This window comes from Mesorhizobium sp. P2_D6 (genome assembly GCF_056404315.1).
In genome coordinates this window covers 182,467-206,118 of record NZ_JBFUEG010000002.1, presented here as the reverse complement: position 1 = coordinate 206,118, position 23,652 = coordinate 182,467, and the positions used below count along the sequence as shown (strand labels likewise).

The window sequence follows — 23,652 nt, the reverse complement described above, 5'->3', positions numbered from 1 at the left end:
ACATTTCGATCAAAGCATGAAGGCACCCGCCTCACGGCGGGTGCCTTGCCTACCCCAAGTGGACAATACTAGGCCTTGATGAAGGCCAGGAGGTCGGCGTTGATGACATCGGCGTGGGTGGTCGCCATGCCATGCGGGAAGCCCTTGTAGACCTTGAGCTCGCCCTTTTTGAGCAGCTTGACCGACAGCAGCGCCGAGTCCGCGATCGGAACGATCTGATCGTCGTCGCCATGCATGACCAGCACCGGCACGTCGATGGCCTTCAGATCGTCGGTAAAGTCGGTTTCCGAGAAGGCCTTGATGCAATCGTAGTGCGCCTTGGTGCCGCCCATCATGCCCTGGCGCCACCAATTCTCGACGACCGCCTGCGAGACGTTGGCGCCGGGACGATTGAAGCCGTAGAACGGACCGGCCGCAACGTCGTGGAAGAACTGGGCGCGGTTGGCGGCCTGGGCGGCGCGAAAGCCGTCAAACACCTCGATCGGCAGGCCGCCGGGATTTGCCGCCGTCTTCAGCATGATCGGCGGCACGGCGCCGAGCAGCGCCGCCTTGGCGACGCGACCGCCTGAACCATACTTCGCGACATAGCGGGCCACTTCACCGCCGCCTGTGGAATGGCCGATATGGACGGCGCCCTTGAGGTCGAGATGCGCCACAAGTTCCGCGACGTCGGCGGCATAGGTGTCCATCTCGTTGCCGGTATCGGTCTGGGTCGAGCGGCCATGGCCGCGCCGGTCATGGGCAATGACGCGGTAGCCTTTCTCCAGGAAGAATAGCATCTGGGCGTCCCAGTCGTCGCTGCTCAGCGGCCAGCCATGATGGAAGACGATGGGCTGGCCGGTTCCCCAATCCTTGTAGAAAATCTCGGTTCCGTCCTTGGTGGTGATCGTGCCGCTGCCGGGCTTGGTCATCTCAATCTCCATTGATTATCTTTCGCGATAATCAATATCGCGATAACAATATGACTAGCGCAGTTCGAAAGCCTTGTCTACAGAAAATATGTATCGCGATATAATTTTTCGTGGTACATATCTGAAACGCTCAGTCGGCAAAGGAATATATCGTGCCTCTCCCTTTGGACAACCAGCTCTGTTTCACGCTCTACGCCACCAGCATGGCGATCAACCGCACCTACAAGCCGATGCTGGACGAGATGGGGATCACCTATCCGCAGTACCTCGTGCTCAACGCGCTTGCCGAGGCCGACGGCATGTCGGTGGGCAGCATCGCGCACAGGCTTGCCCTGGAATCGAGCACCATCACGCCATTGGTGAAGCGCATGGAACAGGCGGGCCTGGTCACCCGTCAGCGCAGCCAGACCGACGAGCGCCAGGTGCAGGTCGACCTGACCCCTGCCGGCCGCGCCCTGCTCGTCCAGTGCAACTGTCTGAACGAAACCCTGATCGAGCGCTCGGGCATGACGCTGGCTGAGCTGGATGCCCTGAACCGGCAAATTCAGGCTCTGCGCGACACGTTGAATGGAGACCGGACATAGCTATGGCCGCCCTTGCCGGCTATGGCTTGCACCCTTTCCCGCCTTCCGCTATAGAGCCGCCACCCGCGTAGACACCCTTGGAGGCAACGCGGCGGAAGGCTGCCTTCCCCCGGTGATCCCGAACAAAGCTCCGTGTCAAAGCGGCTGCGTTCTCTGGGATATCCAGGCATGGCGGCTTTCGACGTTTACGGTCCAGGCACGTTGCCCGCCGCAAACGCTCCATAACACGCGAAAGGAAATGCCATGAGCCACGATACTTACGAGCTCAAGGCCGAAGCGCGCGAACAGGTCGGTAAGGGGTCCGCCCGTGCAGTTCGCCGCAACGGTAAAGTGCCTGCAGTCATTTACGGCGACAGACAGCCTCCCCTGGCTATCGCGCTGAACTACAAGGACGTCTTCTACAAAATCCATGGCGGCGGGTTTTTGACCACGATCGCCACGATCGATGTCGACGGCAAGAAAATCCAGGTTCTGCCCAAGGATTTCCAACTCGACCCGGTCAAGGATTTCCCGGTCCATGTCGACTTCCTGCGCATCGGCAAGGACACCGAGGTCAATGTCGACGTGCCTGTCCACTTCATCAATGAAGACAAGTCGCCCGGCATCAAGCGCGGCGGCGTGCTCAACATCGTGCGTCACGAAGTCGAGTTCCACTGCCCGGCCAATGCGATCCCGGAATTCATCACCGTCGATCTCACCGGCGCCGACATTGGCGATTCGATCCACATCTCGGCGGTGACCCTGCCGGCCGGCGTCAAGCCGGTGATCTCCGATCGCGACTTCACCATCGCGACCATCGCCGGCTCCTCGGCGATGAAGCCGGAGACGGAAGAGACGGCGGAAGCGGCAGCCCCCGAAGCGGCGGCCCCTGCTGCCGAAGAGAAGTAATTTTCGGGTCCGGAGCGCACGATGCTTGTCTTTGCAGGCCTCGGCAATCCGGGCGCGAAATACGCTGATAACCGGCACAATGTCGGCTTCATGGCGGCGGACGCAATTGCCCGCCGCCATTCCTTTTCGCCCTGGTCGAAGAAGTTCCAGGGCCTGATCGCCGAAGGCACGATTGCCGGCGAAAAGATCCTCTTGATCAAACCACAGACCTTCATGAACCTGTCGGGACAGCCGGTTGGCGAAGCCTTGCGCTTCTACAAGCTCGGCCCCGAGGCGCTGACGGTCTTTTACGACGAGATCGACCTGCCGGCCGGCAAATTGCGGGTCAAGGTCGCCGGCGGCGCCGGCGGCCATAACGGCATCCGCTCGCTCGACCAGCACATCGGCAAGAATTATCGCCGCGTACGCATCGGTGTCGGCCATCCCGGCGTCAGGGAAATGGTGCAGGGCCATGTGCTCGGCGACTTCGCCAAGGCCGACCGCGAATGGCTGAACGTGCTGCTCGACACCATAGCCGACGATGCCGGGCTGCTGGCCAAGGGCGACGACAATTCATTCATGAACCGGGTGACGCTGGCCTTGCGCGACAAGCTAACGCCGACCGGCGATGACGACCGCCCGCCGCCCAAGGCGCCGAAGGCGCAAGGCCCGAAAGCCCAGAGCCACATCCGCCAGGCACGACCGCAGCAGGCGCCGGCCAAGCTGCCGGAAAGCGGACCGATGGCCGCTATGCTGAAGAAACTGTTCGGCAAGAAAGACTGAGCCTCGATAGGATCCGGACCGCAGGGCTTGACGTTCCTCACCCCTATCGCCCATAGCCCTCATCAAATTTCTATTTTCCCGATAGGACCGGACACATGGGTTTCAAATGCGGCATCGTTGGCTTGCCCAACGTCGGCAAGTCGACGCTTTTCAACGCGTTGACCAGGACGGCGGCGGCGCAGGCCGCCAACTATCCGTTCTGCACCATCGAACCAAACACCGGCGAGGTCGCGGTGCCCGATCCGCGGCTGCAGAAGATCGCCGCGGTTGCCAAGTCAAAAGAGATCATCCCGACCCGCATCTCCTTCGTCGACATTGCCGGCCTGGTGCGCGGCGCCTCCAAGGGCGAAGGGCTGGGCAACCAGTTCCTCGCCAACATCCGCGAGGTTGACGCCATCGTGCATGTGCTGCGCTGCTTCGAGGATGACGACATCACCCATGTCGAGGGCCGCATCGACCCCGTCGCCGACGCCGAGACGGTCGAGACCGAGCTGATGCTTGCCGATCTCGACAGCCTCGAGCGCCGCATCGTGCAGATCCGCAAGCGCGCCGGCAGCAAGGACAAGGAAGCCACCACCGTGCTGCCGATGATGGAGGCAGCACTTGAGCTGCTGCAGGCCGGCAAGCCGACCCGCATCCTGCTCAAGGGCATTTCAGCCGAGGATCTGCGCATTCTGCAGGGGCTGAACCTTCTGACCTCGCACCCAGTGCTCTACGTCTGCAACGTCGCCGAGGCCGACGCCGCCACCGGCAACGAGCACACCCAGGCCGTGGAAAAGATGGCCACCGCGCAGGGCGCTGGCACCGTGGTGATCTCGGCCGCGATCGAGGCCGAAGTCGCGCAGCTCTCGGACGAAGAGGAGATGGAGTTCCTGTCCTCGCTCGGGCTCGACGAACCGGGCCTCAACAAGGTCATCCGCGCCGGCTACGATCTGTTGCACCTGATCACCTATTTCACCGCCGGGCCGAAGGAGACGCGCGCCTGGACGATCCACAAGGGCGACAAGGCCCCGCAAGCAGCCGGCGTCATCCACACCGATTTCGAGCGCGGCTTCATCCGCGCCCAGACCATCGCCTACAATGACTATGTCACGTTGGGCGGCGAAGTGGCCGCCAAGGAAGCCGGCAAGGCGCGAGACGAAGGCAAGGAGTATGTCGTCCAAGACGGCGACGTGCTGCTGTTCAAGTTCAACACCTGAGGCGCCGAGGCCTCTCGCGGCCGGCACGCTGACCGCGGCCGATCACAGCTGCGTCAAGTGGAAGAGCCCGCATGCTGCTTCGCTTGACTGCCCTTGGCACCGGGTCTAAGGCCGTCTGCATGCGACCTGCCCGTCTCCGTGGGAAATGGCTGCGCGCGCAGGACCCATCGCTATCGAACGAAACCTCTTGGGTTCAACCAACGGAGACCGGCGATGATCAAGGCCTTCGTCGTCGACAATGACCGCCTGCGCGTCACCGACGATCTCGCGGCCAGCAGCGATCAGGTCGTCTGGGCAGACCTTCTCAACCCGACCAGGGAAGAAGAAGCCACGATCGAGAGCTGGCTCGGCGTTGCCATTCCGACGCGCGAAGAGATGGAGGAGATCGAGATTTCGAGCCGCCTCTATATCGAGGACGGCGCCTATTTCATGACCGCCACTTTGCCAGCGCAGACCGAGATCGACGATCCGCTGATGTCGCCGGTCACTTTCGTGCTTGCCGGACCGAGACTGGTCACCATCCGCTATCATGAGCCGAAGGCGTTCAAGACCTTTCCGCTGCGCGCCGAGAAGGTGGCGACAGGCTGCACTACCGGCAACACCATCCTGATCGGCCTGCTGGAGGCGATCGTCGATCGGCTCGCCGATATTCTCGAACGCGCCGGCCGCGACATCGAGACGATTTCGCGCGATATCTTCGAGGCGCGCTCGACCAAGGTGAACAAGCGCAACCGCGATTTCCAGGAGCTGCTCAAGGCCATCGGCCGCAAGGAGGACATCGCTTCCTCGATCCGCGACAGCCTGATCTCGCTGCAGCGCCTCGCCGGCTTCCTCGCCCATGTCGCGACCCAGACCAAGATGAGCAAGGACGTCCGCGCCCGTATCAAGACCGTGTCGCGCGACGTGCTGTCGCTCGCCGACCACGCCACCTTCCTGTCGCAGAAGATCTCGTTCCTGCTCGACGCGACGCTGGGCATGATCTCGATCGAGCAGAACGCCATCATCAAGATCTTCTCGGTCGCCGCCGTCATCTTCCTGCCGCCGACGCTGGTGGCTTCGATCTACGGCATGAATTTCGACGTCATTCCAGAGCTGAAATGGGAGCTCGGCTATCCCTTCGCCATTGGCCTGATGATCCTGTCGGCGATCCTCCCCTTCTGGTATTTCCGCCGTCGCGGCTGGCTCTGACCGGGTCTGGATCACTAGAATTCACTTGACCCAACGCCCTCGGGACGGCATCCGGATGCCCGGTGATCGTACAATCTTGAACTGGATTAGGATCATGACTGGAAAGACCTGGGCCTATGAGGATTTCACCGAGGGCGCATCGATCGACCTCGGCGCCAAGCAGGTGAGTGCGGCCGAAATCGTCGAATTCGCCACCGAGTTCGACCCGCAGCCGATGCATCTCGACGAGGAGGCCGGCAAAGCCAGCATCCTTGGCGGGCTCGCCGCTTCCGGCTGGCACACCTGCGCGATCTTCATGCGCATGCTGTGCGACGCCTTCCTGCTCGACTCGACCGCGCAAGGTGCGCCGGGCATCGACCAGGTCAGATGGAAGAAGCCGGTGCTGGCCGGCGACACGCTTTCCGGCAGGACTGGTGTGGTCGCCAGGCGCCTTTCGAAGTCACGACCCCAACTCGGTCTGGTCACCTTTCGCAGCGAAATGGTCAACCAGCGTGGCGAGCGCGTCTTCGAACTCGAAAACACCGTCATGTTCCTGACCCGCGAGGCCGGCGCATGAGCCTCGACGCGTTCTTCCGCATTGGCGAAACCATCGATCTCGGCTCGCACACATTCGAGGCCGAGGCGATCAAAGCGTTCGCCCGCAAATACGATCCACAACCCTTCCATGTCGACGAGGAGGCAGCAAAGAAAAGCGTTTTCGGCGGCCTCTGCGCCTCAGGCTGGCACACCGCCGCCACCTGGATGAAACTCAACCTCGAAAGCCGGCTGGACGCCACGCGATGGAGCGGTCCCGGCCCGTTGCCCGAATTCGGCCCCTCGCCCGGCTTCAAGAACCTGAAATGGCCAAAGCCGGTCTATGCCGGAGAAACCGTAACCTTCATGCGCACGGCCGTCTCCCACCGCCCGCTCGCCACCCGCCCCGGCTGGCGGCTGCTCGCGCTGCGCTCGGAGGGGTTCGACTCGACGGACGACAAGGTGCTGGAATTCGACAGCGCCGTGCTGGTGAAGGCGGGGTAGCCTCTTCCTTCTCCCCCAGGGGGAGAAGGGAAAAAGTGCCCTGCCTAATGTCCTTCAAACCCGATCAGCGTCCGCACCGGCACACCCAGCGCCTCAAGCTTCGCCCGCCCGCCCAGGTCCGGCAGGTCGATGACAAAGCATGCAGCAAGAATGTCGGCGCCGATCTGTCTGAGCAGCCTGACCGCTGCTTCCGCCGTGCCGCCGGTGGCGATCAGGTCGTCGACCAGGATCACCTTCTCGCCCGGCACAACACCGTCCTTGTGCATCTCCATCTCGTCCAGCCCGTATTCCAGGCTGTAGGCGACGCGCACCGTCTCGTAGGGCAGCTTGCCCTTCTTGCGGATCGGCACGAAGCCGGCGGAAAGCTGGTGTGCGACGGCGCCGCCGAGGATGAAGCCGCGCGCCTCGATGCCGGCGATCTTGTCGATCTTCTGGCCGGCATAGGGATGCACCAGCTCGTCGATGGCGCGGCGGAAAGCGCGCGCATTGCCGAGCAAAGTGGTGATGTCGCGAAACAGGATGCCGGGTTTGGGATAGTCCGGAATGGTGCGGATCGCGGCGAGCAGCGTGTCTTCGAGCGAGGATTTCATGAGCCGAGATTACCTGAAACGGAGATTCGTGCGCGACAATTGTTCGATCGAACTGCAGCCCATCAGCTTCATGCCACGCTCGATCTCGACCCGCATCTGCTCCAGCGCCCGCTCGACGCCGGGCTGGCCGGCCGCCGCCAGCGGGAACAGATAGTAGCGCCCAACGCCGACAGCCTTGGCGCCGAGCGACAGCGCCTTCAGCACATGCGTGCCGCGCTGCACGCCGCCATCCATGATGACGTCTATTCTGTCGCCGACGGCGTCGACGATCTCGGCCAGCTGGTCGAAGGCCGCCCGCGAGCCGTCCAGCTGCCGGCCGCCATGGTTTGAAAGCACAATGCCGCTGCAGCCGATCTCGACAGCGCGTTTGGCATCCTCCACCGACATGACGCCCTTGAGGCAGAACGGACCACCCCACAGCCTGACCATCTCGGCGACATCGTCCCATGTCATCGACGGATCGAGCATCTCGGTAAAATAGCGGCTGATCGACATCGTGCCGCCGCCCATGTCGACATGCTCGTCGAGCTGCGGCAGCTTGAACCCCTCATGGGTGAAATAGTTGATCGCCCAGCCCGGTTTGAGCGCAAACTGCAGCATGCCGGCAAGGTTGAGCTTGAAGGGAATGGCAAAGCCGGTGCGCTTGTCGCGCTCGCGGTTACCTCCGGTGATGCTGTCAACGGTCAGCATCATCACCTCGACGCCGACCGCCTTGGCCCGCTGCATCATCGCCCGGTTGAGGCCTCGATCCCGGTGGAAATAGAACTGGTAGACCTGCGGGCTGCTGCTGATCTTGCGGGCTTCCTCGAGGCTCACCGTGCCGAGCGAGGACACGCCGAACATCGTGCCGAATTTGGCCGAAGCCTTGGCCACCGCACGCTCGCCCTGATGATGGAACAGCCGCTGCAAGGCGGTCGGCGAGCAATAGACGGGCATGGCCAGTTTCTGGCCCATCACCGTCACCGACATGTCGATCTCGCTGACACCGCGCAACACATTGGGAACGAGGTCGCAGCGCTCGAAACTCTCGGTATTGCGGCGATAGGTGACCTCGTCGTCCGCCGCGCCGTCAATGTAGTTGAAGATCGGCCCCGGCAGCCGCTGCTGCGCCATGCGCCGGAAATCGGAAAAGTTGTGACAGTCGCTTAGCCGCATCATCGATTTCCAAATGCCATGGCGCAAGAAGCTCGCTGCGTCGAATATCAATCCGATGCCGCCATGCCAACGGGTGAATTGCCAAACTGCCTCTTGGCCACAGCCATGAACGAAAAAGGGACGCCGCTGGCGCCCCTTGCCGTCGAAAACCGACTGTTGGGAATAGCTTACATACCGAGGTCGGAACGCAGCTCGGCCTTGGCCACGTCGTACTCGGCCTTGAAGTCGTCGCGGTTGAGCAGGACGGCGGCGATAACGCTACCGGAAATCTTGCCCATCTCGACGTCGGACGGATAGTGGATGCCGCCGACCACACGGTTGTGGGCGTATTCGGCCGCACGCGCCATGATCTCGGCGCGCCTTTCCGGAACCATGTCGGCAAGGATGATGCCCATCATGGTGCCGACCGTGGCATGACCCGAAGGCCAGGAACCGGAGCTCGACAGCTTGACCGCCGGCTTGACGAGGTCGCTGAGTTGGTGCGGACGCGGCCGCTTCCAGACATCCTTGGCCGGATCGACGACGGCGCCTTCGGTGGCCACGACGCGATCGAAGAAGGCTGAGAATTTCGGCAGCTTTTCCTTGTTGAAGTTCGGCCCCATGACATTGGTGAAGCGCCAGACGTCTTCCTCGGCGTCGGCAATGGCGCTGGCCTCCATTTCGGGCGTGCGCGTCACCTGCAGCGTCAGCACCGCGCCGAGCTCGGCCTTGGTCTCAGCCGAATCGTTGGCCGGCGGCGGCGGCAGGATCATCGTCAGGTCGACATCCTTGTTGGTGATGAAGGGCTTTGCGTCTTCGGCCTGGGCGGCCGAGCCGACGATGAGCAGCAGCAGTCCTGCCGCGAGCGATGCGTATCTTTTCATGGGTGCGATCCTTTGATGAGGGCAGCACAGGATCGCCAGATGTGGTGACGGTCATGTGACATGCCCGCCTCCGGAAAAGCAAAAGGGCGCCTTTCGGCGCCCTTTCTTGATCGCAGGCTGCTTGGCCTTAGTGGGCCACGCCTTCCCACACTTTGCGCTTGGTCAGATAAACCAGGGCGCCGAAGAGCAACAGGAACACCAATACGCGGAAGCCGGTCTTCTTGCGGTCTTCCATATGCGGTTCGGCCGCCCACATCAGGAAGGCCGAGACGTCGCGCGAATACTGGTCAACCGTCTGCGGCGAACCGTCATCATAGGTGACCTGGCCGTCCGAGAGCGGCTTCGGCATCTTCAGCGACACGCCGGACATGAAGTACGGGTTGTAGTGGGTGCCTTCAGGGATCACCATGCCGGCCGGCGGCGTCTCGTCGTAGCCGGTCAGCAGCGAATGGATGTAGTCTGGGCCGCCCTGAGCGTACTGGGTGAAGATGTCGAAGACGAAGCGCGGGAAGCCGCGCTCGACACCGCGTGCCTTGGCCAGCAGCGACATGTCGGGCGGGGCTGCGCCACCGTTGGAGGCGGCAGCCGCCTCCTCATTGGCGAACGGCGCCGGGAAATGGTCGGACGGCTTGCCCGGACGGTCGAACATGTCGCCGGCATCGTTGGGACCGTCATGGATGGTGTATTCGGCGGCAAAGGATTTCACCTGTGCTTCCGAATAGCCGAGGCCTTCCAGCGTGCGGAACGCCACCAGGTTCATCGAATGGCAGGCCGAGCAGACTTCCTTGTAGACCTTCAGGCCGCGCTGCAGCTGCGCCTTGTCATAGGTGCCGAACGGACCGGCGAAACTCCAGTCCATTTCCTTCGGCTCGTCGATCGGGAAATGCGTCGGTGCCGCCGCGTTATGCGCCTCTTCGGCCGCCATCGCCACGCTGCCGACCGCTCCGATGCCGCCAGCCAACAGGCCGAGCAGGGCGAGCGAGGTGAGAATCTTTTTCATGCCAAATCCCCTTAGATTCTCGCTCAGCCCTTGGTTTCCGGCGCGGCGTTCGCACCTGCCGGATGTCCCCCACCGGCACCCTTGTTCTTCTCCAGCACCGCTTCGGTGATCGAATTCGGCAGCCTGCGCGGCGTCTCGATCAGGCCGAGCACCGGCAGGACGACGAGGAAGAAGGCAAAGTAGAACAGCGTCGCCATCTGCGCCATGAACACGAAGCTGCCTTCGGCCGGCTGCGAGCCCAGCCAACCGAGCAGGACGGCGTCGGCTGCGAAGAGCCAGAAGAACAGCTTGTACCAGGGCCGGTAGACCGCCGAGCGCACCTTGGAGGTGTCGAGCCACGGCACCAGGAACAGCATGACGATGGCGCCGAACATGCACAGCACGCCGCCGAGCTTGGAGTTGATCGGCCCGATGTTGAAGGTGATGGCGCGCAGGATCGCGTAGAACGGCAGGAAGTACCACTCCGGCACGATGTGGGCCGGCGTCTTCAGCGGGTTGGCGACCGTGTAATTGTCCGGATGGCCGAGGAAGTTCGGCAGGTAGAAGACGAAATAGGCGAAGAAGAACAGGAACACGATCATGCCGAACGCGTCCTTGATGGTCGCATAGGGCGTGAAGGCGACGGTGTCGGTCTTCGACTTGACCTCGATGCCGGTCGGGTTCGACTGGCCGACCACATGCAGCGCCCAGACGTGCAGCACGACGACGCCGGCAATCATGAACGGCAAGAGGTAGTGCAGCGCAAAGAAGCGGTTGAGCGTCGGGTTGTCGACGGCGAAACCGCCGAGCAGCAGCTGCTGGATCCAGTCGCCGACCAGCGGAATGGCGCTGAAGAAACCGGTAATGACGGTGGCGCCCCAGAAGCTCATCTGACCCCAGGGCAGCACATAGCCCATGAAGCCGGTCGCCATCATCAAGAGGTAGATGATGCAGCCGAGGATCCACAGCAGCTCGCGCGGCGCCTTGTAGGAGCCGTAATAGAGCCCGCGGAAGATGTGGATGTAGACGGCGACGAAGAAGAACGAGGCGCCGTTGGAATGCATGTAGCGCAACAGCCAGCCCGAATTCACGTCGCGCATGATCTTCTCGACCGAATTGAAGGCGAGATTGGTGTCGGCCGTATAGTGCATGGCCAGCACGATGCCGGTCAGGATCTGCGCCACCAGCATGATCGCCAGGATGCCGCCGAAGGTCCAGGCATAGTTGAGGTTGCGCGGCACCGGATAGGCGATGAAACTGTCATAGACCATGCGCGGCAGCGGCATGCGGGCGTCGAACCAGCGTTCGATACCGGTCTTGGGCGTATAGGTCGAGTGTCCCTCGCTCATCGAAATATCCCCTGCCTCAACCGATAAGGATCTTGGTATCGGAAATGAACTTGAATACCGGCACGGCCATGTTCTCGGGCGCCGGACCTTTGCGGATGCGGCCGGCGGTGTCGTACTGCGAACCGTGGCACGGGCAGAACCAGCCGCCGAAATCACCTTCCTGGCCGAGCGGAATGCAGCCCAGATGCGTGCAGACCTGCACCATCACCATCCAGGCTTCCTTGCCGGGCGTGGTGCGGTTGGCGTCGGTCGCCGGCGCATCGGCCGGCAGATTGGCGTTGCGGGCGATCGGATCCTTGAGATCGGCAAGGTTGACGGCCTCGCCGTCCTTCATCTCCTGCTCGGTGCGGTTGCGCACCACGACCGGCTTGCCGCGCCACTTGACGATCAGCGACATGCCAGGCGTCAGCGAGGAAACATCGACCTCGACCGAGGCCAGCGCCAGCGTCGAGGCATCGGGGCGCATCTGGTCGATGAACGGCCAAGCGACGGCCCCTGCGCCGACCACTGCGGCCATGCCGGTGGCGACGTAGAGAAAATCACGACGGTTGGGATCCTGGGTGTCGGTTGCGCTCACGGGTGCCTGATCCTTTCGCCTCTTCCGAGCCGGCGGTCGAGCTTTGTTCCCCGCTCCATCGCGCCGGCCCGACAGCGCATGGCGAACAAGCTAGCGAATTCCTCCGGCAATTTGGATTTCGGTTTATGCGTGAAGCCCGTTTTTGTCCAGCGGGGTGAGGCCACAAGGGCAGATTGTCGCGGGGACAGAAGAGCGCGTCAGTCGGCCAGATGTCCAAAGGCCGGCAAAGGCGGCTAAACAATAGGGACATATCAGCAAATCCGAGGCTCCCCGCCTGTCTCGACAGGACAGGTTGCCGTGATCTAGTCTCGCTGGAATGGCACACATCATCGACCGCGAGACCTGGACCAGGACGCCCGGCCTTTGGCAGGGCGAATTGCAACTCGCCGCCCATGGCTCCAACTCCTGCCTGATCTTCAATTACCAGGCAGAGATCGGCGGCGGCCCGCGGCTGCACACGCATCCTTATTGCGAGATCTTCATCCTCCGCCAGGGCACCGGCCTGTTCACGATCGGCGACCAGCAGATCGAGGCTACGGCCGGCCAGATCCTCATCGTGCTACCGAACACACCGCACAAATTCACCAATCTCGGCCCAGGCCCGCTCGAATCGACCGACATCCACGAAAGCGGCAGCTTCATCACCGAATGGCTGGAATGATGTTGCCGGCAGCCTTTAGCTGGCGCCGAGCCTGACCAGCACTGCCCTTGGGATGTCGTATTCGCGGATCACCGAGTCATGCCGGCGTAAGCCGCAAAGTTCGCGCTGGATGAAATAGGCGTGCACTGCCGCGGCGGCTTCCTTCAGCAGCCGGGCGCGATGCTCGTCATCACTGTTCTCGCGCAGCCTCTTCAGCGTTTCCTCGACACGTTGGCCAGCGCGGCCGAGTGCCGCCGCCTTTTCGGCCAGGATCTCGTGGCCGAGCAGGTCCAGCGCGCTCTCCTGCGCGCCGCCGCGTCCAAAATTCGAGGGCATTCTGACCGACATTTCAGCGTTTTACTCCGCCGGCCGCGTCTCTTCCAGCACGCTTTCCTCGTGATAGAGGAAGCCGCCGGACTGCCGTTTCCACAGCCGCGCATAGAGCCCGTCCTGTGCCACCAGCTCGTCATGCGTGCCTTGTTCGACGATGCGGCCGCCGTCCAGCACCACCAGCCGGTCGAGTGCGGCAATGGTCGACAGCCGATGCGCGATGGCGATGACCGTCTTGTTCTCCATCAGCCGCGTCAGGTTCTCCTGGATCGCTGCCTCGATGTCGGAATCGAGCGCCGAAGTCGCTTCGTCGAGGATCAGGATCGGCGCATCCTTGAGGAAGACGCGGGCGATCGCCACGCGCTGGCGCTGGCCGCCCGACAGTTTGACGCCGCGTTCGCCGACAAATGCCTCGTAGCCGGCACGGTCCCGGTTGTCGCGCAGGCCCAATATGAACTCGTGCGCCTCGGCCTTCTTTGCCGCCGCGATCACCTCGGCGTCGGTTGCATCAGGCATGCCGAGCTTGATGTTGTCGCGCAGCGAGCGATGGAAGAGCGCAGTGTCCTGGCTGACGACACCTATATTGGCGCGCAGCGAATTCTGCGTCACCTCTGACACATCCTGCCCGTCGACGGTGATCTGTCCGCTCTCGAGGTCGTAGAGGCGCAGGATGAGGTTGGCGAGTGTCGTCTTGCCGGCACCGGACGGTCCGACCAGCCCGACCTTCTCGCCCGGCCGCACGACAAGGTCGATGCCGTTGAGCACACCGAACCCCTTGCCGTAATGGAACTCGACATTTTTCACGTCGATGCGGCCGCCGGCCACGACAAGCTCCTTGGCGTCGGACGCATCGATGAGGCCGAGCGGCTGCGAGATCAGCGCCTTGGAGTTCTCCAGCACGCCGAGGTTTCGCAAAATGCCGTTGAGCTGCATCATCACCCGCCCGAGCAGCATGTTGAGCCGCAAGACCAGGGACAGCGTGAAAGCGACGGCGCCAACGGTGATCGACCCCTCGACCCAGAGATAGACGGCAAAGCAGCCAATCGCCGTGATCATGATGCCCGACAGCGTCGTCAGCGCCATGCGCACGCCGGTCAGCCGGCGGGTGAAAGGCCGCAGCGCGTCGAGATAGATGTCGAAGCCATTCTTGATGTAGCGGTCGTCGCCATCGGCCGAGAACAGCTTCAGCGTCTGCACGTTGGAATAGGAATCGATGATGCGCCCATTGATCATCGAGCCAGCTTCAGCCGTGGCCTCGGCATGCCTGCGGATCGAGGGCAGATAGAGCTTGGCCAGCCAGGCGAAAGCAAGGATCCAGATCACCACCAGCACGGCCAGGCGCAGATCGAGCCCGGCGACCAGCGCCAGCGTCGTCACCGTATAGATGAGCATGAACCAGATGACCTCGATGAAGCTCTCCATCAGGTCGCCGGTCGCTTGCCCCGCCTGCCAGACTTTTGTCGCGATGCGGCCGGCGAAATCGTTCTGGAAGAAGGTGTAGGACTGGCGCGAGACATGCCGGTGCGCCTGCCAGCGCACCAGATTGTAGAAGCCCGGCGTAATCGTCTGTTCGTTTACCAGCGCCGACAGTCCGACGACGACGGTGCGGATGACCAGCACCACCGCGATCATGAACACCAGTTCAGGACCGGCGGCGGTCCACAGCGCATGCCAGCTGCGTTCACCGGGAAGCTGGTCGAGAATATCGACCAGCCGCCCGACGAAGTAGAACAGCCCGGCCTCGATCAGCGGCGCGAAGCCGCCGATGACCAGCATGGCGAAGAAGGCGAACTTCGCCTGGCCGACATAGTGCCAGAGGAAGCCGCCAACGCTTGACGGTGGCCGAAGATTCGCTGGCTCCCTGAACGGATAGACCCAGTTCTCGAACCAGCGATAGACGGCTGTCATCATGCTGACGTCATCACTCCGCGGCTTCTCCTTTGGCCATGGCGTCATTGGCGGCATCGACTGGACCATCGTCGAGCAGGAACCCGCCCGACTGGCGCTGCCAGAGCTGCGCGTAGAGCCCGCCGCTGGCGACGAGTTCCTCGTGCGACCCCTCCTCGATGACACGGCCCTTGTCGAGGACGACGAGCCTGTCCATCGCCGCAATGGTCGACAGCCGGTGCGCAATGGCGATGACGGTCTTGCCTTGCATGAGCTTGTAGAGATTCTCCTGGATGGCGGCCTCGGCTTCGGAATCCAGCGCCGAGGTCGCTTCGTCAAGGATAAGTATCGGTGCGTCCTTCAACATAACGCGAGCTATGGCGATGCGTTGCCGCTGGCCGCCGGACAATTTGACGCCGCGGTCGCCGACATGAGCGTCGAGCCCTTTGCGTCCAGTGTGGTCCGAAAGCCCGGCGATGAACTCCAGCGCCTCGGCCCGCCCGGCTGCCTCGACAAGCATCTCTTCCGTGGCATCGGGCCGGCCATAGAGGATGTTGTCGCGCACCGAACGGTGCAGCAGCGAGGTGTCCTGCGTTACCATGCCGATCTGTGCGCGCAGCGAATCCTGCGTCACCGACGCGATCTCCTGGCCGTCGATCAGGATCCGGCCATTCTCCAAATCGTAGAAGCGCAACAGGAGGTTGACCAGCGTCGACTTGCCCGCACCTGAGCGGCCGACAATGCCGACCTTCTCGCCGGGTTTCACCGTCAGCGACAGGCTCTCGATGACACCCTTCTGCTTGCCGTAATGGAAGCGAATATCGTCGAAACGGATTTCGCCTTTGGTGACGGCAATGTCCTTCGCCCCCGGCCGGTCCTCGACCAGGCGCGGCAACGAGATCGAGGCGATGCCGTCCTGCACCGTGCCGATGTTCTCGAACAGGCCAGACATTTCCCACATGATCCACTGCGACATGCCCCACATCCTGAGCACAAGGCCGATGACCACGGCGACGGCACCGATCGTCACCGCCTGTCCAAGCCACAGCCATAGCGCCAGCGCGGTGACCGAGAACAGCAGCAACGCATTGAGGATGTAGAGCAGGCCGTAGAGCACTGTCACCAGCCGCATCGACCGGTAGACCGTGTCGAGGAAGCCGGCCATGCCTTCTCTCGCGAACGTAGCTTCGCGGCGCGCATGGGAAAACAGCTTGACCGTCTGGATGTTGGTGTAGCTGTCGACGACGCGGCCGGTCATGGTCGAGCGCGCATTGGCCTGCGCCTCGCCGACCTTGCCCAGCTTCGGGATGAAGTAGCGCAACAGCCCGATATAGCCGAGCAGCCAGACGCCAAGCGGTGCTGCCAACCGCAAGTCGGCCGAACCGACGATGAAGAGCATGCCGAGGAAATAGACGATGACGTAGTTGAGGACGTCGATCACCTTGATGACGCATTCGCGCACGGCGAGCGCCGTCTGCATCAGCTTGGTGGCGATGCGGCCTGCGAACTCGTCCTGGTAGAAGCTCATCGACTGCTTCAAGAGATAGCGATGCACCTGCCAGCGGATGCGCATGGGGTAGTTGCCCATCAGCGTCTGCTGGTTGAGCAGCGAATGCAGCCACACCGTGCCCGGCAGCGCGAACAGCACGACGAACGCCATGCCGGCGAGCTTCCAGCTCTCGGTCTGCAGGAAGGTTTCGCGATTCTGCCCGGACAGCCAGTCGACGATGCGGCCCATAAAACCGAACATCCACACTTCGGCCACCGCGATCGCCGTCACCAGCACGGCATCGACGATGATGTAGGGCCAGGCGCCGCGCGTATAATGCACGCAGAACGCAACCAGCGTCTTCGGCGGCTCGACCGGTTCCGCTGCGGGGAACGGATCGAGCCTTTTTTCAAACCAGCTAAACATAGTGATGCTCACAAAACTGTTGTCCGCTCACGCGGCACGGGAAAAGTCCCCGGAGCGTACGGCGTCAGGGACCGACGGCCCGGAATCACCCGGGCCATCGGTCCTGCTTCGCGCAATATAGGGACTTGCGGGCTTTTCGCCGACAGGCACGTTCGACTGACCTGACGGCGCGCCGCCGCCAGCCCGGTTTTTCGCGCCCGGCCGGATCAGCCGGATGATCCGGCGCACCAGCGACGGCCGGCTGTGGTCAGGAACCGCGCGCGAGAAATCGACGTCCGGCAGCATGCCGCGATGCGGGCGCCGGCGCGTCTCGGCGTGAACCGCCGACGAGTAGGTCTCGCCGATCAGCAACGCCCAGGTTGCCGTCTTGCGCTCGTGCAGGCTTCGTGAACCAGGTATTTTATAGGGATCGAACATCGGTCCGTCCTCCGTGTGCAAATAGAGATAATAAGGCGAAGCAATGTCGTGCGCCGGCATTCGGCCGGAGGCACGGATTGCATCGGTCGGGACGCGAGGGGACACCTCGGTCAGGACACGCTCATCTGGGGCGCTTGGCCCCTTCAACAGGTTGAAAAACATCGCAGGATTCCTTCGAAAGCCGAAAACTGGGTTCGGCGGGAATCGGTGCGATCAGATCTAGGAAGTCAGGTAAATCGTCGTACCGAAACCGCCGGCAGGCAGGTAAGCCCACGGGAGGGGCGCTGGATGTGCATGGCCATCATGAAATACCCCTCCATCGGTTCGGGTTGACAATGCGTGCGGTATAATCGACTTCGCAGAAAATGGCCACCCGCAGGTCCAGCAATTTCCAAAACCAGGAGCCCGCTGTGGCCGATCTGCCACTTATTAGAAAGACGCGGATTAGAAAGACGCGGAAATGAACCACCGTCTCCGCATCGCTCTCTACCAGCCTGACATTGCCGGCAACACCGGGACAATCCTGCGCTTCGCTGCCTGCCTGGATCTCGGCGTCGATATCATCGAGCCGGCCGGCTTCCCGCTCTCCGACAAAACGCTCAAACGCGCCGGCATGGACTACCTCGAAATGGCGGCTCTGACCCGACACGTCGACTGGAACGCCTTCGAGGATTGGCGCCAAGCGAACGCCCGCCGGCTGGTGCTGCTCACCACCAAAGCCGCAACCGCCTACACGGGCTTCAACTTCGCCGCCGGCGACATCCTGTTGTTCGGCAGAGAATCGGCTGGGGTACCAGATCCTGTCCATGAGGCGGCGGATGCGCGGCTGACGATCCCGATGCAGCCGGGCACACGCAGCATCAACGTCGCGCTGTCCGTCGCCATGGTCGCCGGCGAAGCCATCCGGCAGCTCGGCTAATTCCTCGTCGCCGTCGCGAACGGCCTTTATTTCTTGCGTCATTCTCACCCAGGCGCACATCGCCTTCTCCTCAATTGCCCTATCGACATTTCTTGGCTACAAGCTCAACTTAAGTTGAGGTCAAGCGGAAAAGTCGAAATGGCTCCGGTAAAGGAATTGACGGTTGGCCAGGTGGCCATGCGCAGCGGCGTGGCGGTGTCGGCGTTGCATTTCTACGAGGCGCGCGGGCTGATCCGCAGCCACCGCACGTCAGGCAACCAGCGGCGCTATGGCCGCGACGTGCTGCGGCGGGTGGCGATCATCCGGGTCGCGCAGGAGGTCGGCATCTCGCTGGCCGAGATCGCGGCGGCGCTTCAATCCCTGCCCGAAGGCCGCACGCCGACGCGTGAGGACTGGAACCTCTTGTCGACCGGCTGGCGTGACGAGCTCGACCGCAAGATCAGCCAGTTGAAGAAGCTGCGCGATGGCCTGACCGACTGCATCGGCTGCGGCTGCATGTCGATCGACAAATGCCCGCTGCGGAACAAGGAAGACCGGTTGAGTGCGCAAGGACCGGGCGCAAGGCGACTGCTGATGGCCGAACCCTAATCCGCTGCAGGCAGCCGCCTTATGGTGAATTCGATCACATCTCCCGGCCGCTCGAACCAGCTTTCGATCTCGGTCCAGTAGGCCTGTTTGGGAAAGCGTTCGAACCATTCCTTGGCTTTGAGCCGCGCATCCGAACGCGGCAGGACGAAGGTTTCACGCAGAAAACCGTCGCGCGGCATGCGCTCGCGCTCGGCGCGCGAACGGTCGAGCCGCTTCTTCAAGCCATCCAGCGGCGGTCTTGCCGGGGTGCGCATGAAAGAACTCCTGGGGTCTTGACCAGATGACACTTGACCCTTGCCCTTAAGAGATTAGGGATCGCGCCCTAAAAAGACGAGTCATTTGTCGGCTGCGACCGGAGACCTGATTTTGGAACGACCAGAAATACCGGCAGGCCTGCCGGCCGACATCGAACAGAAGAAGATGAAGGCCAGGCTCTGGTTCGAGACGCTGCGCGAGCGCATCTGCACCACTTTCGAGCAGATCGAGCAGGAATTGCAGGGGCCGATGGCCGCCTGGTCGCCCGGCCGCTTCGAAAAGACGCCGTGGGAGCGCGACCATGGCAAGGGCGGCGGCGGCACCATGTCGATGATGCATGGCCGCGTCTTCGAAAAGGTCGGCGTCCACACCTCCACCGTCTATGGCGAATTCTCACCCGAATTCAGGAAGCAGATGCCTGGCGCCGAGGAAGACCCGAGCTTCTGGGCCTCAGGCATTTCGCTGATCGCGCATCCCTGGAGCCCCAACGTGCCGGCCGTGCACATGAACACCCGCATGGTGGTGACGTCGCGCCACTGGTTCGGCGGCGGCGCCGACCTGACCCCGGTGCTCGACCGCAACCGCACCGAGGATCACCCCGACACGGTCGCCTTCCACCGCGCCATGCAGTTCGCCTGCGAGAAGAACGCTGCGGTCGCCGACCACCCGAAATTCAAGGCCTGGTGCGACGAGTATTTCTATCTGCCGCACCGCAACGAACCGCGCGGCGTCGGTGGCATTTTTTTCGACTGGCTGCATTCGGGCGAGGACAGAGGCGGCTGGAATGCCGATTTGAACTTCGTGCAGGATGTCGGGCGTTCTTTTCTGGTGGTCTACGGCCATTTGGTTCGGGCCCATTTCAACGAAAACTGGACCGACGACGACCGCGACGAACAGCTCATTCGCCGCGGCCGTTACGTCGAGTTCAACCTTCTTCACGATCGCGGCACCATCTTCGGCCTGAAGACCGGCGGCAATGTCGCCTCGATCCTGTCCAGCCTGCCGCCGGAGGTCAGGTGGCCGTAACAAATCGGTGATCGAGACCAGCGCCGCATTGACGTCCCATTCGCTGAATCTGGGCATGGAATGTGGCGCGAAAACTATCTTTTTCGTCTAATAGGCAATTGAAATAAAACGACTATTTGTCGTTTCCGGGCCGGGAAGCGCCGGCGGTTCAGTTCCGAACCGCGACACGACGCTACCGGACGGCCCTGAACAAGGCGGAGCATTCTCAAGAAACGGATGCCCGCATTTTCCAGGAGTACTTACCATGCGAAAGCTCATTGTAACGGCAGCCGCCGCTGCCCTTCTCGCTTCCGGTTCGGTCGCCTTTGCCGCGGTCAAGCACACCACCGGCACGATCAAAACCTATGATGGAACGGCCATGAGCCTTGTTCTGGACGATGGATCCACCTTTACGCTGCCCAAGACCTTCAAGGATCCTGGCCTGAAGGCCGGCGAAAAGGTCCGCGTTTCCTGGGACATGAGCGGCAAGAACAAAGTTGCCGAGTCCGTCAAGATCGTGAAGTGACGGCCCTGTCGGGACAAGACCAAGCTGGTCTTGCTCTGGGGTAGCGTAGAGAGGCGGAGCAGCGCTGCTCCGCCTTTTTCGTCTCTGCATGTCAGCCAAAAGCGACCTCGGTTCTGGGAAAATGACATGCATAAAATCAAAGGCCTAAAGCGCGTCGCGTGAATCCGCTTCGACGCGACGCGCTTTAGCGGCAACCAAAACCGCCGAACCGTGTTATGTTTGTTCCCCCGTACGTGCCCCAGAACCGACTGCTACGACAGGGCGCGGAACAAAGGTGGCGGAGCGTCGTGCCCATGAGAGGCACAGGCTCCCAGGAGGAAAGGAGAAATCCCATGAAGGAATTCCATTGCGGCTCGCTGGTGCCCGGCTGTGAGTGGCACACCCGTGCCGACGAAGAAGCCGAGGTGATGCGCCGCGCCGTCGACCATATGCGCGAGACGCATGGTGAAACGGTCATCCGCGAGACGATGATCGAGGCGATCCGTTCGCGCATCGAGAAGGTTCGCGACGCGGCCTAATGACGCTTATCGGGCCTTCAGGGCCTCCGCGGCGCGCTCAAGCAGCGCGTCGCGATCAAGCGCAAAGCCGGAGCCGATCCATTCCTTTTCCAGGTTTTTCAGGATCGCGCCGAGTTTCGGCCCCGGCGACGCGCCGAGCGCGGTCAGATCGGCGCCCTTGATCGGAAACACCGGTTTTTCCCATTTTCCGGCGAAAGCCAGCAGGCGCGAAAAGCCGCCCGCTTGGATCATTGCATCATTGTCCTCGACGGCGCGCGCTCGTGCCGACGCGAGCGACAGCCCCAGGCGATCGACAAAACCCTGGCGGTCGCCGGCATAGAGTTTTTTTGCCAGTTCCGCTTCGCTCGTCTTGGGCTCGATGGCAGCCGTCAGCGCCCAGTGTCGCAGGCGCTCCGCCTCATTGGTGGACAGTCTCAGCCGCTCCGCCAACACCTTCATCCGCGCCGCATCGGGTGGCACGATGGCCTCCAGCCTGAGCAGCGGATCCGCCGCCCAGCCCAGATCCTTCTCGGTCTTGGTCAGCCCGTGAATGGCATCGATGCCCCATTTCTCGCTTTCCGGCAGGGCGCTGGTCAGCACGCCGGCCTGGCGCATCCACAGCAGCGCGCGCGACGGATCGGGGGCCGCCAGCAACTTCTTCAGTTCGGACCAGATGCGCTCGGCCGAGAGTTTTTCGAGCCCATCCTTGAGCCGGGCGCAGGCCTTCAGCCCCTCGGCATCGGGCCGGCCTTCGCCATACCAGGCGAAGAAGCGGAAGAAGCGCAGGATGCGCAAATAGTCCTCGCGGATGCGCTGCTCGGCATCGCCGATGAAGCGCAGCCGGCGCGCTTCGATATCGCCGACACCGCCGACCAGGTCGATGACGGTGCCGTCGGCCTCGGCATAGAGCGCGTTGATGGTGAAATCGCGCCGCTCGGCGTCAGCCTTCCAGTCGCGGCCGAACGACACTTTGGCGCGGCGTCCGTCGGTCTCGATGTCGGCGCGCAGCGTGGTGATCTCATAGGGCGCGCCGCCGGCAATCACCGTGACCGTGCCGTGCTCGATACCGGTGGGCACCGCCTTGAAGCCCGCCGCCTCGGCACGGCGGATGGTTTCCTGCGGCAGGCAAGTGGTGGCGATGTCGATATCGGCGACCGGCTGGCCGATCAGCGTATTGCGCACCGCACCACCGGCGACACGCGCCGCCTCGCCGCCATCCGACAGCACGGCGAGCAGGCGCTGCAGATGTTTTTCACCGAGCCAGTCTGCTTTGCCCGCGATCGAAACCTTCACGCATAAAGCCTTTCATAGAGCGTGCGGATGATGCCGGCGGTGACGCCCCAGATGCGCTGGCCGCCATAGGGCATCTCGTAGAAGAACCATTCGAGCTCGTTCCACATGCGGCTGTCCCTGGTGTGATTGGCCGGATCCATCAGGAAGGAGAGCGGCACCTCGAAGGCGGCATCGACCTCATCGGCATTGAGCGAGAGCGCAAAACCAGGTCGCACGATCGCCAGCACCGGGGCGATGCGATAGCCGCTGCCGGCGACATAGTCGGGCATGCGGCCGATGATCTCGATGCGGTCCGGGCCGAGCCCGATCTCCTCGAAAGTCTCGCGCAGCGCTGCTGCTTCCGGGGTCGGATCGGTCGGATCGATGGTGCCGCCGGGAAAAGCCACCTGCCCGGAATGGCTGCGCAGCTTTTCCGCCCGCTTGGTCAAGAGCACGGTCGCATCGCTCCCGTGATCGACGACAGGGATCAGCACGGCCGCATCCCGCAGCGCTTTCAGCTGCTTCAACCGGGGATGGCCGGGGTTGAAGCGATGGTCGCCATAGTCGTCGCCGGCATGGGCGTCAGCCTGCGCTGCGACCCGCGCGCGAAAATCAGCTGTGGAAAACGGCGGCGGCGTCACCTGGTCCATCATGCGCTCAACCGCTTCAGTTTTTCCGCCGGCATGATCGGATAGACCTCGCCTTTAGAGCGCACGGCAAACATCGCCTTGCCGTCGATGTCGATCTCCTCGCCATGCTCGACCAGTTCGTACATCACCGGCCGCGCCACCAGCGCTTCCAGCCGTCCGCGCACCAGCACATAGGGTTTTAGCCCGCCGGTCTCGTCCTCGTCGACGAAGCGCAGCGGATGGCCGGGGCCGGCCTCGACGACATCGCCGACATTGGTGCGGAAAGTGATGATTTGCCCGGCGCCGGCGCCGGAAACGTCCATTTCGACGGCAACGAACGGCGCATCGACGACGCGGATGCCGACCCGTTCGACCGGCGTCACCAGATAGGTCCTGCCATCCTCGTCCTTGCGCAGCACGGTGGAAAACAATTGCACCAGCGGCATCCGACCGATCGGCGTGCCGAGATAAAACCAGGTTCCGTCCTGCTTGATCTCCATGTCGAGATCGCCGCAAAAGTCGGGATTCCAGCGCTCCACCGGCGCCGCACCCTTGCCGGCGCGGGTGGCGCGCGAGATCAGCGCCTCAAGGCCGCGGGCCTCTGTGGCACCGGTAAGGCCTTGTTCGCTATGTTCGGAGCGGTCCGTCATGGTCACGAAATAGTCACTGTTGTTCCGCTTGTCAGCCTAAGTCTGTGATTTAAGTTGAAA

General features: G+C 62.6%; 28 protein-coding genes. 13 read left to right on the top strand and 15 right to left on the bottom strand.

Annotated elements, in window-relative coordinates; translation table 11 throughout:
- Nucleotides 1-68 precede the first annotated feature (68 nt).
- The gene (locus tag AC1D1L_RS04105; protein ID WP_477339031.1) at nt 69-911 is read right to left on the bottom strand and encodes an alpha/beta fold hydrolase; all 843 of its coding nucleotides are present in this window, start codon (nt 909-911) and stop codon (nt 69-71) included.
- 152 nt (nt 912-1,063) lie between these two features.
- Here AC1D1L_RS04105 and AC1D1L_RS04100 point away from each other — a divergent pair, with 152 nt between their 5' ends.
- The 7 genes from AC1D1L_RS04100 to AC1D1L_RS04070 all read left to right on the top strand — a co-directional run bounded on the left by AC1D1L_RS04100 (nt 1,064) and on the right by AC1D1L_RS04070 (nt 6,549).
- Entirely contained in the window at nt 1,064-1,495 is a 432-nt protein-coding gene (locus AC1D1L_RS04100; protein ID WP_477339029.1) for a MarR family winged helix-turn-helix transcriptional regulator, read from the top strand.
- Nucleotides 1,496-1,738: 243 nt separating this feature from the next.
- On the top strand, nt 1,739-2,383 hold the full coding sequence (locus tag AC1D1L_RS04095) for a 50S ribosomal protein L25/general stress protein Ctc (protein WP_023686131.1): 645 nt from the start codon (nt 1,739-1,741) through the stop codon (nt 2,381-2,383).
- 21 nt (nt 2,384-2,404) lie between these two features.
- Nucleotides 2,405-3,145, top strand: a complete 741-nt coding sequence (gene pth / locus AC1D1L_RS04090) for an aminoacyl-tRNA hydrolase (RefSeq protein WP_477339026.1) — start codon at nt 2,405-2,407, stop codon at nt 3,143-3,145.
- Between the two features lie 95 nt (nt 3,146-3,240).
- Nucleotides 3,241-4,344: a redox-regulated ATPase YchF gene (gene ychF, locus AC1D1L_RS04085; protein WP_477339024.1), complete on the top strand. Its 1,104-nt coding sequence runs from the start codon at nt 3,241-3,243 to the stop codon at nt 4,342-4,344.
- Nucleotides 4,345-4,557: 213 nt separating this feature from the next.
- On the top strand, nt 4,558-5,532 hold the full coding sequence (gene corA, locus AC1D1L_RS04080; protein ID WP_477339022.1) for a magnesium/cobalt transporter CorA: 975 nt from the start codon (nt 4,558-4,560) through the stop codon (nt 5,530-5,532).
- A gap of 94 nt (nt 5,533-5,626) precedes the next feature.
- Nucleotides 5,627-6,088, top strand: coding sequence for a MaoC family dehydratase (locus AC1D1L_RS04075; RefSeq protein WP_352556395.1), 462 nt, complete (start codon nt 5,627-5,629; stop codon nt 6,086-6,088).
- The gene (locus AC1D1L_RS04070; protein ID WP_477339020.1) at nt 6,085-6,549 is read left to right on the top strand and encodes a MaoC family dehydratase; all 465 of its coding nucleotides are present in this window, start codon (nt 6,085-6,087) and stop codon (nt 6,547-6,549) included. Before AC1D1L_RS04075 ends, AC1D1L_RS04070 begins: the two co-directional genes overlap by 4 nt.
- A gap of 44 nt (nt 6,550-6,593) precedes the next feature.
- Here AC1D1L_RS04070 and AC1D1L_RS04065 read toward each other — a convergent pair whose 3' ends face one another.
- The 6 genes from AC1D1L_RS04065 to petA all read right to left on the bottom strand — a co-directional run bounded on the left by AC1D1L_RS04065 (nt 6,594) and on the right by petA (nt 12,062).
- Entirely contained in the window at nt 6,594-7,139 is a 546-nt protein-coding gene (locus tag AC1D1L_RS04065; RefSeq protein WP_477339018.1) for an adenine phosphoribosyltransferase, read from the bottom strand.
- Between the two features lie 9 nt (nt 7,140-7,148).
- Nucleotides 7,149-8,294: an alpha-hydroxy acid oxidase gene (locus AC1D1L_RS04060; protein WP_436261069.1), complete on the bottom strand. Its 1,146-nt coding sequence runs from the start codon at nt 8,292-8,294 to the stop codon at nt 7,149-7,151.
- A gap of 167 nt (nt 8,295-8,461) precedes the next feature.
- On the bottom strand, nt 8,462-9,157 hold the full coding sequence (locus tag AC1D1L_RS04055) for an acid phosphatase (protein WP_192257707.1): 696 nt from the start codon (nt 9,155-9,157) through the stop codon (nt 8,462-8,464).
- Between the two features lie 127 nt (nt 9,158-9,284).
- On the bottom strand, nt 9,285-10,157 hold the full coding sequence (locus tag AC1D1L_RS04050; protein ID WP_436261070.1) for a cytochrome c1: 873 nt from the start codon (nt 10,155-10,157) through the stop codon (nt 9,285-9,287).
- A gap of 23 nt (nt 10,158-10,180) precedes the next feature.
- Nucleotides 10,181-11,485, bottom strand: a complete 1,305-nt coding sequence (locus AC1D1L_RS04045) for a cytochrome b (protein WP_192258845.1) — start codon at nt 11,483-11,485, stop codon at nt 10,181-10,183.
- A gap of 16 nt (nt 11,486-11,501) precedes the next feature.
- Nucleotides 11,502-12,062 (bottom strand): ubiquinol-cytochrome c reductase iron-sulfur subunit, encoded by a 561-nt coding sequence (petA, locus tag AC1D1L_RS04040; protein ID WP_027024461.1) that lies wholly within the window; start codon nt 12,060-12,062, stop codon nt 11,502-11,504.
- Between the two features lie 316 nt (nt 12,063-12,378).
- Between petA and AC1D1L_RS04035 the strand changes: the two genes are divergently transcribed.
- A complete protein-coding gene (locus tag AC1D1L_RS04035) occupies nt 12,379-12,723 on the top strand; it encodes a cupin domain-containing protein (protein ID WP_477339014.1) in 345 nt (114 codons plus the stop codon).
- Nucleotides 12,724-12,738: 15 nt separating this feature from the next.
- Here AC1D1L_RS04035 and AC1D1L_RS04030 read toward each other — a convergent pair whose 3' ends face one another.
- The 4 genes from AC1D1L_RS04030 to AC1D1L_RS04015 are packed head-to-tail and all read right to left on the bottom strand — an operon-like array spanning nt 12,739 to nt 17,413.
- A complete protein-coding gene (locus tag AC1D1L_RS04030; protein WP_477339012.1) occupies nt 12,739-13,050 on the bottom strand; it encodes a DUF6665 family protein in 312 nt (103 codons plus the stop codon).
- 9 nt (nt 13,051-13,059) lie between these two features.
- Entirely contained in the window at nt 13,060-14,943 is a 1,884-nt protein-coding gene (locus tag AC1D1L_RS04025) for an ABC transporter ATP-binding protein (protein WP_477339010.1), read from the bottom strand.
- Between the two features lie 10 nt (nt 14,944-14,953).
- The gene (locus AC1D1L_RS04020; RefSeq protein WP_477339008.1) at nt 14,954-16,834 is read right to left on the bottom strand and encodes an ABC transporter ATP-binding protein; all 1,881 of its coding nucleotides are present in this window, start codon (nt 16,832-16,834) and stop codon (nt 14,954-14,956) included.
- Nucleotides 16,835-16,861: 27 nt separating this feature from the next.
- Complete coding sequence (locus AC1D1L_RS04015; RefSeq protein ID WP_477339006.1) at nt 16,862-17,413, bottom strand: hypothetical protein; 552 nt, start codon at nt 17,411-17,413, stop codon at nt 16,862-16,864.
- Nucleotides 17,414-17,711: 298 nt separating this feature from the next.
- On the opposite strand from AC1D1L_RS04015, the gene AC1D1L_RS04010 reads away from it, so the two are divergent.
- Together AC1D1L_RS04010 and soxR are read left to right on the top strand one after the other, a co-directional pair.
- Nucleotides 17,712-18,170, top strand: coding sequence for a tRNA (cytidine(34)-2'-O)-methyltransferase (locus AC1D1L_RS04010; RefSeq protein ID WP_477339004.1), 459 nt, complete (start codon nt 17,712-17,714; stop codon nt 18,168-18,170).
- A gap of 138 nt (nt 18,171-18,308) precedes the next feature.
- The gene (gene soxR / locus AC1D1L_RS04005) at nt 18,309-18,758 is read left to right on the top strand and encodes a redox-sensitive transcriptional activator SoxR (RefSeq protein WP_477339002.1); all 450 of its coding nucleotides are present in this window, start codon (nt 18,309-18,311) and stop codon (nt 18,756-18,758) included.
- Here soxR and AC1D1L_RS04000 read toward each other — a convergent pair.
- Nucleotides 18,755-19,012 carry a hypothetical protein gene (locus tag AC1D1L_RS04000; RefSeq protein ID WP_006202578.1) on the bottom strand — a complete coding sequence of 86 codons (258 nt, stop codon included), beginning with the start codon at nt 19,010-19,012 and terminating at the stop codon, nt 18,755-18,757. The two genes, soxR and AC1D1L_RS04000, sit on opposite strands and share 4 nt — an antisense overlap.
- A 112-nt stretch (nt 19,013-19,124) precedes the next feature.
- On the opposite strand from AC1D1L_RS04000, the gene hemF reads away from it, so the two are divergent.
- The 3 genes from hemF (at nt 19,125) to AC1D1L_RS03985 (ending at nt 21,062) form a co-directional block, all read left to right on the top strand.
- Nucleotides 19,125-20,039, top strand: a complete 915-nt coding sequence (hemF, locus tag AC1D1L_RS03995) for an oxygen-dependent coproporphyrinogen oxidase (protein WP_477339000.1) — start codon at nt 19,125-19,127, stop codon at nt 20,037-20,039.
- 244 nt (nt 20,040-20,283) lie between these two features.
- The gene (locus AC1D1L_RS03990) at nt 20,284-20,544 is read left to right on the top strand and encodes a DUF1344 domain-containing protein (protein ID WP_477338998.1); all 261 of its coding nucleotides are present in this window, start codon (nt 20,284-20,286) and stop codon (nt 20,542-20,544) included.
- Nucleotides 20,545-20,876: 332 nt separating this feature from the next.
- Complete coding sequence (locus AC1D1L_RS03985; protein ID WP_112561098.1) at nt 20,877-21,062, top strand: DUF1059 domain-containing protein; 186 nt, start codon at nt 20,877-20,879, stop codon at nt 21,060-21,062.
- Nucleotides 21,063-21,068: 6 nt separating this feature from the next.
- Here the strand turns inward: AC1D1L_RS03985 and AC1D1L_RS03980 are convergent, their stop codons facing one another.
- The 3 genes from AC1D1L_RS03980 to AC1D1L_RS03970 are packed head-to-tail and all read right to left on the bottom strand — an operon-like array spanning nt 21,069 to nt 23,592.
- A complete protein-coding gene (locus AC1D1L_RS03980; RefSeq protein WP_477338996.1) occupies nt 21,069-22,334 on the bottom strand; it encodes a CCA tRNA nucleotidyltransferase in 1,266 nt (421 codons plus the stop codon).
- The gene (locus AC1D1L_RS03975; RefSeq protein WP_477303869.1) at nt 22,331-22,963 is read right to left on the bottom strand and encodes a CoA pyrophosphatase; all 633 of its coding nucleotides are present in this window, start codon (nt 22,961-22,963) and stop codon (nt 22,331-22,333) included. Before AC1D1L_RS03975 ends, AC1D1L_RS03980 begins: the two co-directional genes overlap by 4 nt.
- On the bottom strand, nt 22,963-23,592 hold the full coding sequence (locus tag AC1D1L_RS03970; RefSeq protein WP_477339743.1) for a DUF1285 domain-containing protein: 630 nt from the start codon (nt 23,590-23,592) through the stop codon (nt 22,963-22,965). The genes AC1D1L_RS03975 and AC1D1L_RS03970 overlap by 1 nt, the downstream gene beginning before the upstream one ends.
- Nucleotides 23,593-23,652: the final 60 nt, after the last annotated feature.

What these genes read in the sequence shown, in the direction of transcription:
- AC1D1L_RS04030 (WP_477339012.1), bottom strand. Translation starts at nt 13,050, where the DNA reads ATGTCGGTCAGAATGCCCTCGAATTTTGGACGCGGCGGCGCGCAGGAG.
- AC1D1L_RS04015 (WP_477339006.1), bottom strand. Translation starts at nt 17,413, where the DNA reads ATGTTTTTCAACCTGTTGAAGGGGCCAAGCGCCCCAGATGAGCGTGTC.
- AC1D1L_RS04035 (WP_477339014.1), top strand. Translation starts at nt 12,379, where the DNA reads ATGGCACACATCATCGACCGCGAGACCTGGACCAGGACGCCCGGCCTT.
- AC1D1L_RS03990 (WP_477338998.1), top strand. Translation starts at nt 20,284, where the DNA reads ATGCGAAAGCTCATTGTAACGGCAGCCGCCGCTGCCCTTCTCGCTTCC.
- AC1D1L_RS04020 (WP_477339008.1), bottom strand. Translation starts at nt 16,834, where the DNA reads ATGTTTAGCTGGTTTGAAAAAAGGCTCGATCCGTTCCCCGCAGCGGAA.
- pth (WP_477339026.1), top strand. Translation starts at nt 2,405, where the DNA reads ATGCTTGTCTTTGCAGGCCTCGGCAATCCGGGCGCGAAATACGCTGAT.
- AC1D1L_RS04025 (WP_477339010.1), bottom strand. Translation starts at nt 14,943, where the DNA reads ATGATGACAGCCGTCTATCGCTGGTTCGAGAACTGGGTCTATCCGTTC.
- AC1D1L_RS04095 (WP_023686131.1), top strand. Translation starts at nt 1,739, where the DNA reads ATGAGCCACGATACTTACGAGCTCAAGGCCGAAGCGCGCGAACAGGTC.
- AC1D1L_RS04010 (WP_477339004.1), top strand. Translation starts at nt 17,712, where the DNA reads ATGAACCACCGTCTCCGCATCGCTCTCTACCAGCCTGACATTGCCGGC.
- AC1D1L_RS04065 (WP_477339018.1), bottom strand. Translation starts at nt 7,139, where the DNA reads ATGAAATCCTCGCTCGAAGACACGCTGCTCGCCGCGATCCGCACCATT.
- AC1D1L_RS04060 (WP_436261069.1), bottom strand. Translation starts at nt 8,294, where the DNA reads ATGCGGCTAAGCGACTGTCACAACTTTTCCGATTTCCGGCGCATGGCG.
- AC1D1L_RS04105 (WP_477339031.1), bottom strand. Translation starts at nt 911, where the DNA reads ATGACCAAGCCCGGCAGCGGCACGATCACCACCAAGGACGGAACCGAG.
- soxR (WP_477339002.1), top strand. Translation starts at nt 18,309, where the DNA reads ATGGCTCCGGTAAAGGAATTGACGGTTGGCCAGGTGGCCATGCGCAGC.
- AC1D1L_RS04055 (WP_192257707.1), bottom strand. Translation starts at nt 9,157, where the DNA reads ATGAAAAGATACGCATCGCTCGCGGCAGGACTGCTGCTGCTCATCGTC.
- AC1D1L_RS03985 (WP_112561098.1), top strand. Translation starts at nt 20,877, where the DNA reads ATGAAGGAATTCCATTGCGGCTCGCTGGTGCCCGGCTGTGAGTGGCAC.
- AC1D1L_RS03970 (WP_477339743.1), bottom strand. Translation starts at nt 23,592, where the DNA reads ATGACGGACCGCTCCGAACATAGCGAACAAGGCCTTACCGGTGCCACA.
- AC1D1L_RS04045 (WP_192258845.1), bottom strand. Translation starts at nt 11,485, where the DNA reads ATGAGCGAGGGACACTCGACCTATACGCCCAAGACCGGTATCGAACGC.
- corA (WP_477339022.1), top strand. Translation starts at nt 4,558, where the DNA reads ATGATCAAGGCCTTCGTCGTCGACAATGACCGCCTGCGCGTCACCGAC.
- AC1D1L_RS04070 (WP_477339020.1), top strand. Translation starts at nt 6,085, where the DNA reads ATGAGCCTCGACGCGTTCTTCCGCATTGGCGAAACCATCGATCTCGGC.
- AC1D1L_RS04075 (WP_352556395.1), top strand. Translation starts at nt 5,627, where the DNA reads ATGACTGGAAAGACCTGGGCCTATGAGGATTTCACCGAGGGCGCATCG.
- AC1D1L_RS04050 (WP_436261070.1), bottom strand. Translation starts at nt 10,157, where the DNA reads ATGAAAAAGATTCTCACCTCGCTCGCCCTGCTCGGCCTGTTGGCTGGC.
- AC1D1L_RS04000 (WP_006202578.1), bottom strand. Translation starts at nt 19,012, where the DNA reads ATGCGCACCCCGGCAAGACCGCCGCTGGATGGCTTGAAGAAGCGGCTC.
- AC1D1L_RS03975 (WP_477303869.1), bottom strand. Translation starts at nt 22,963, where the DNA reads ATGGACCAGGTGACGCCGCCGCCGTTTTCCACAGCTGATTTTCGCGCG.
- ychF (WP_477339024.1), top strand. Translation starts at nt 3,241, where the DNA reads ATGGGTTTCAAATGCGGCATCGTTGGCTTGCCCAACGTCGGCAAGTCG.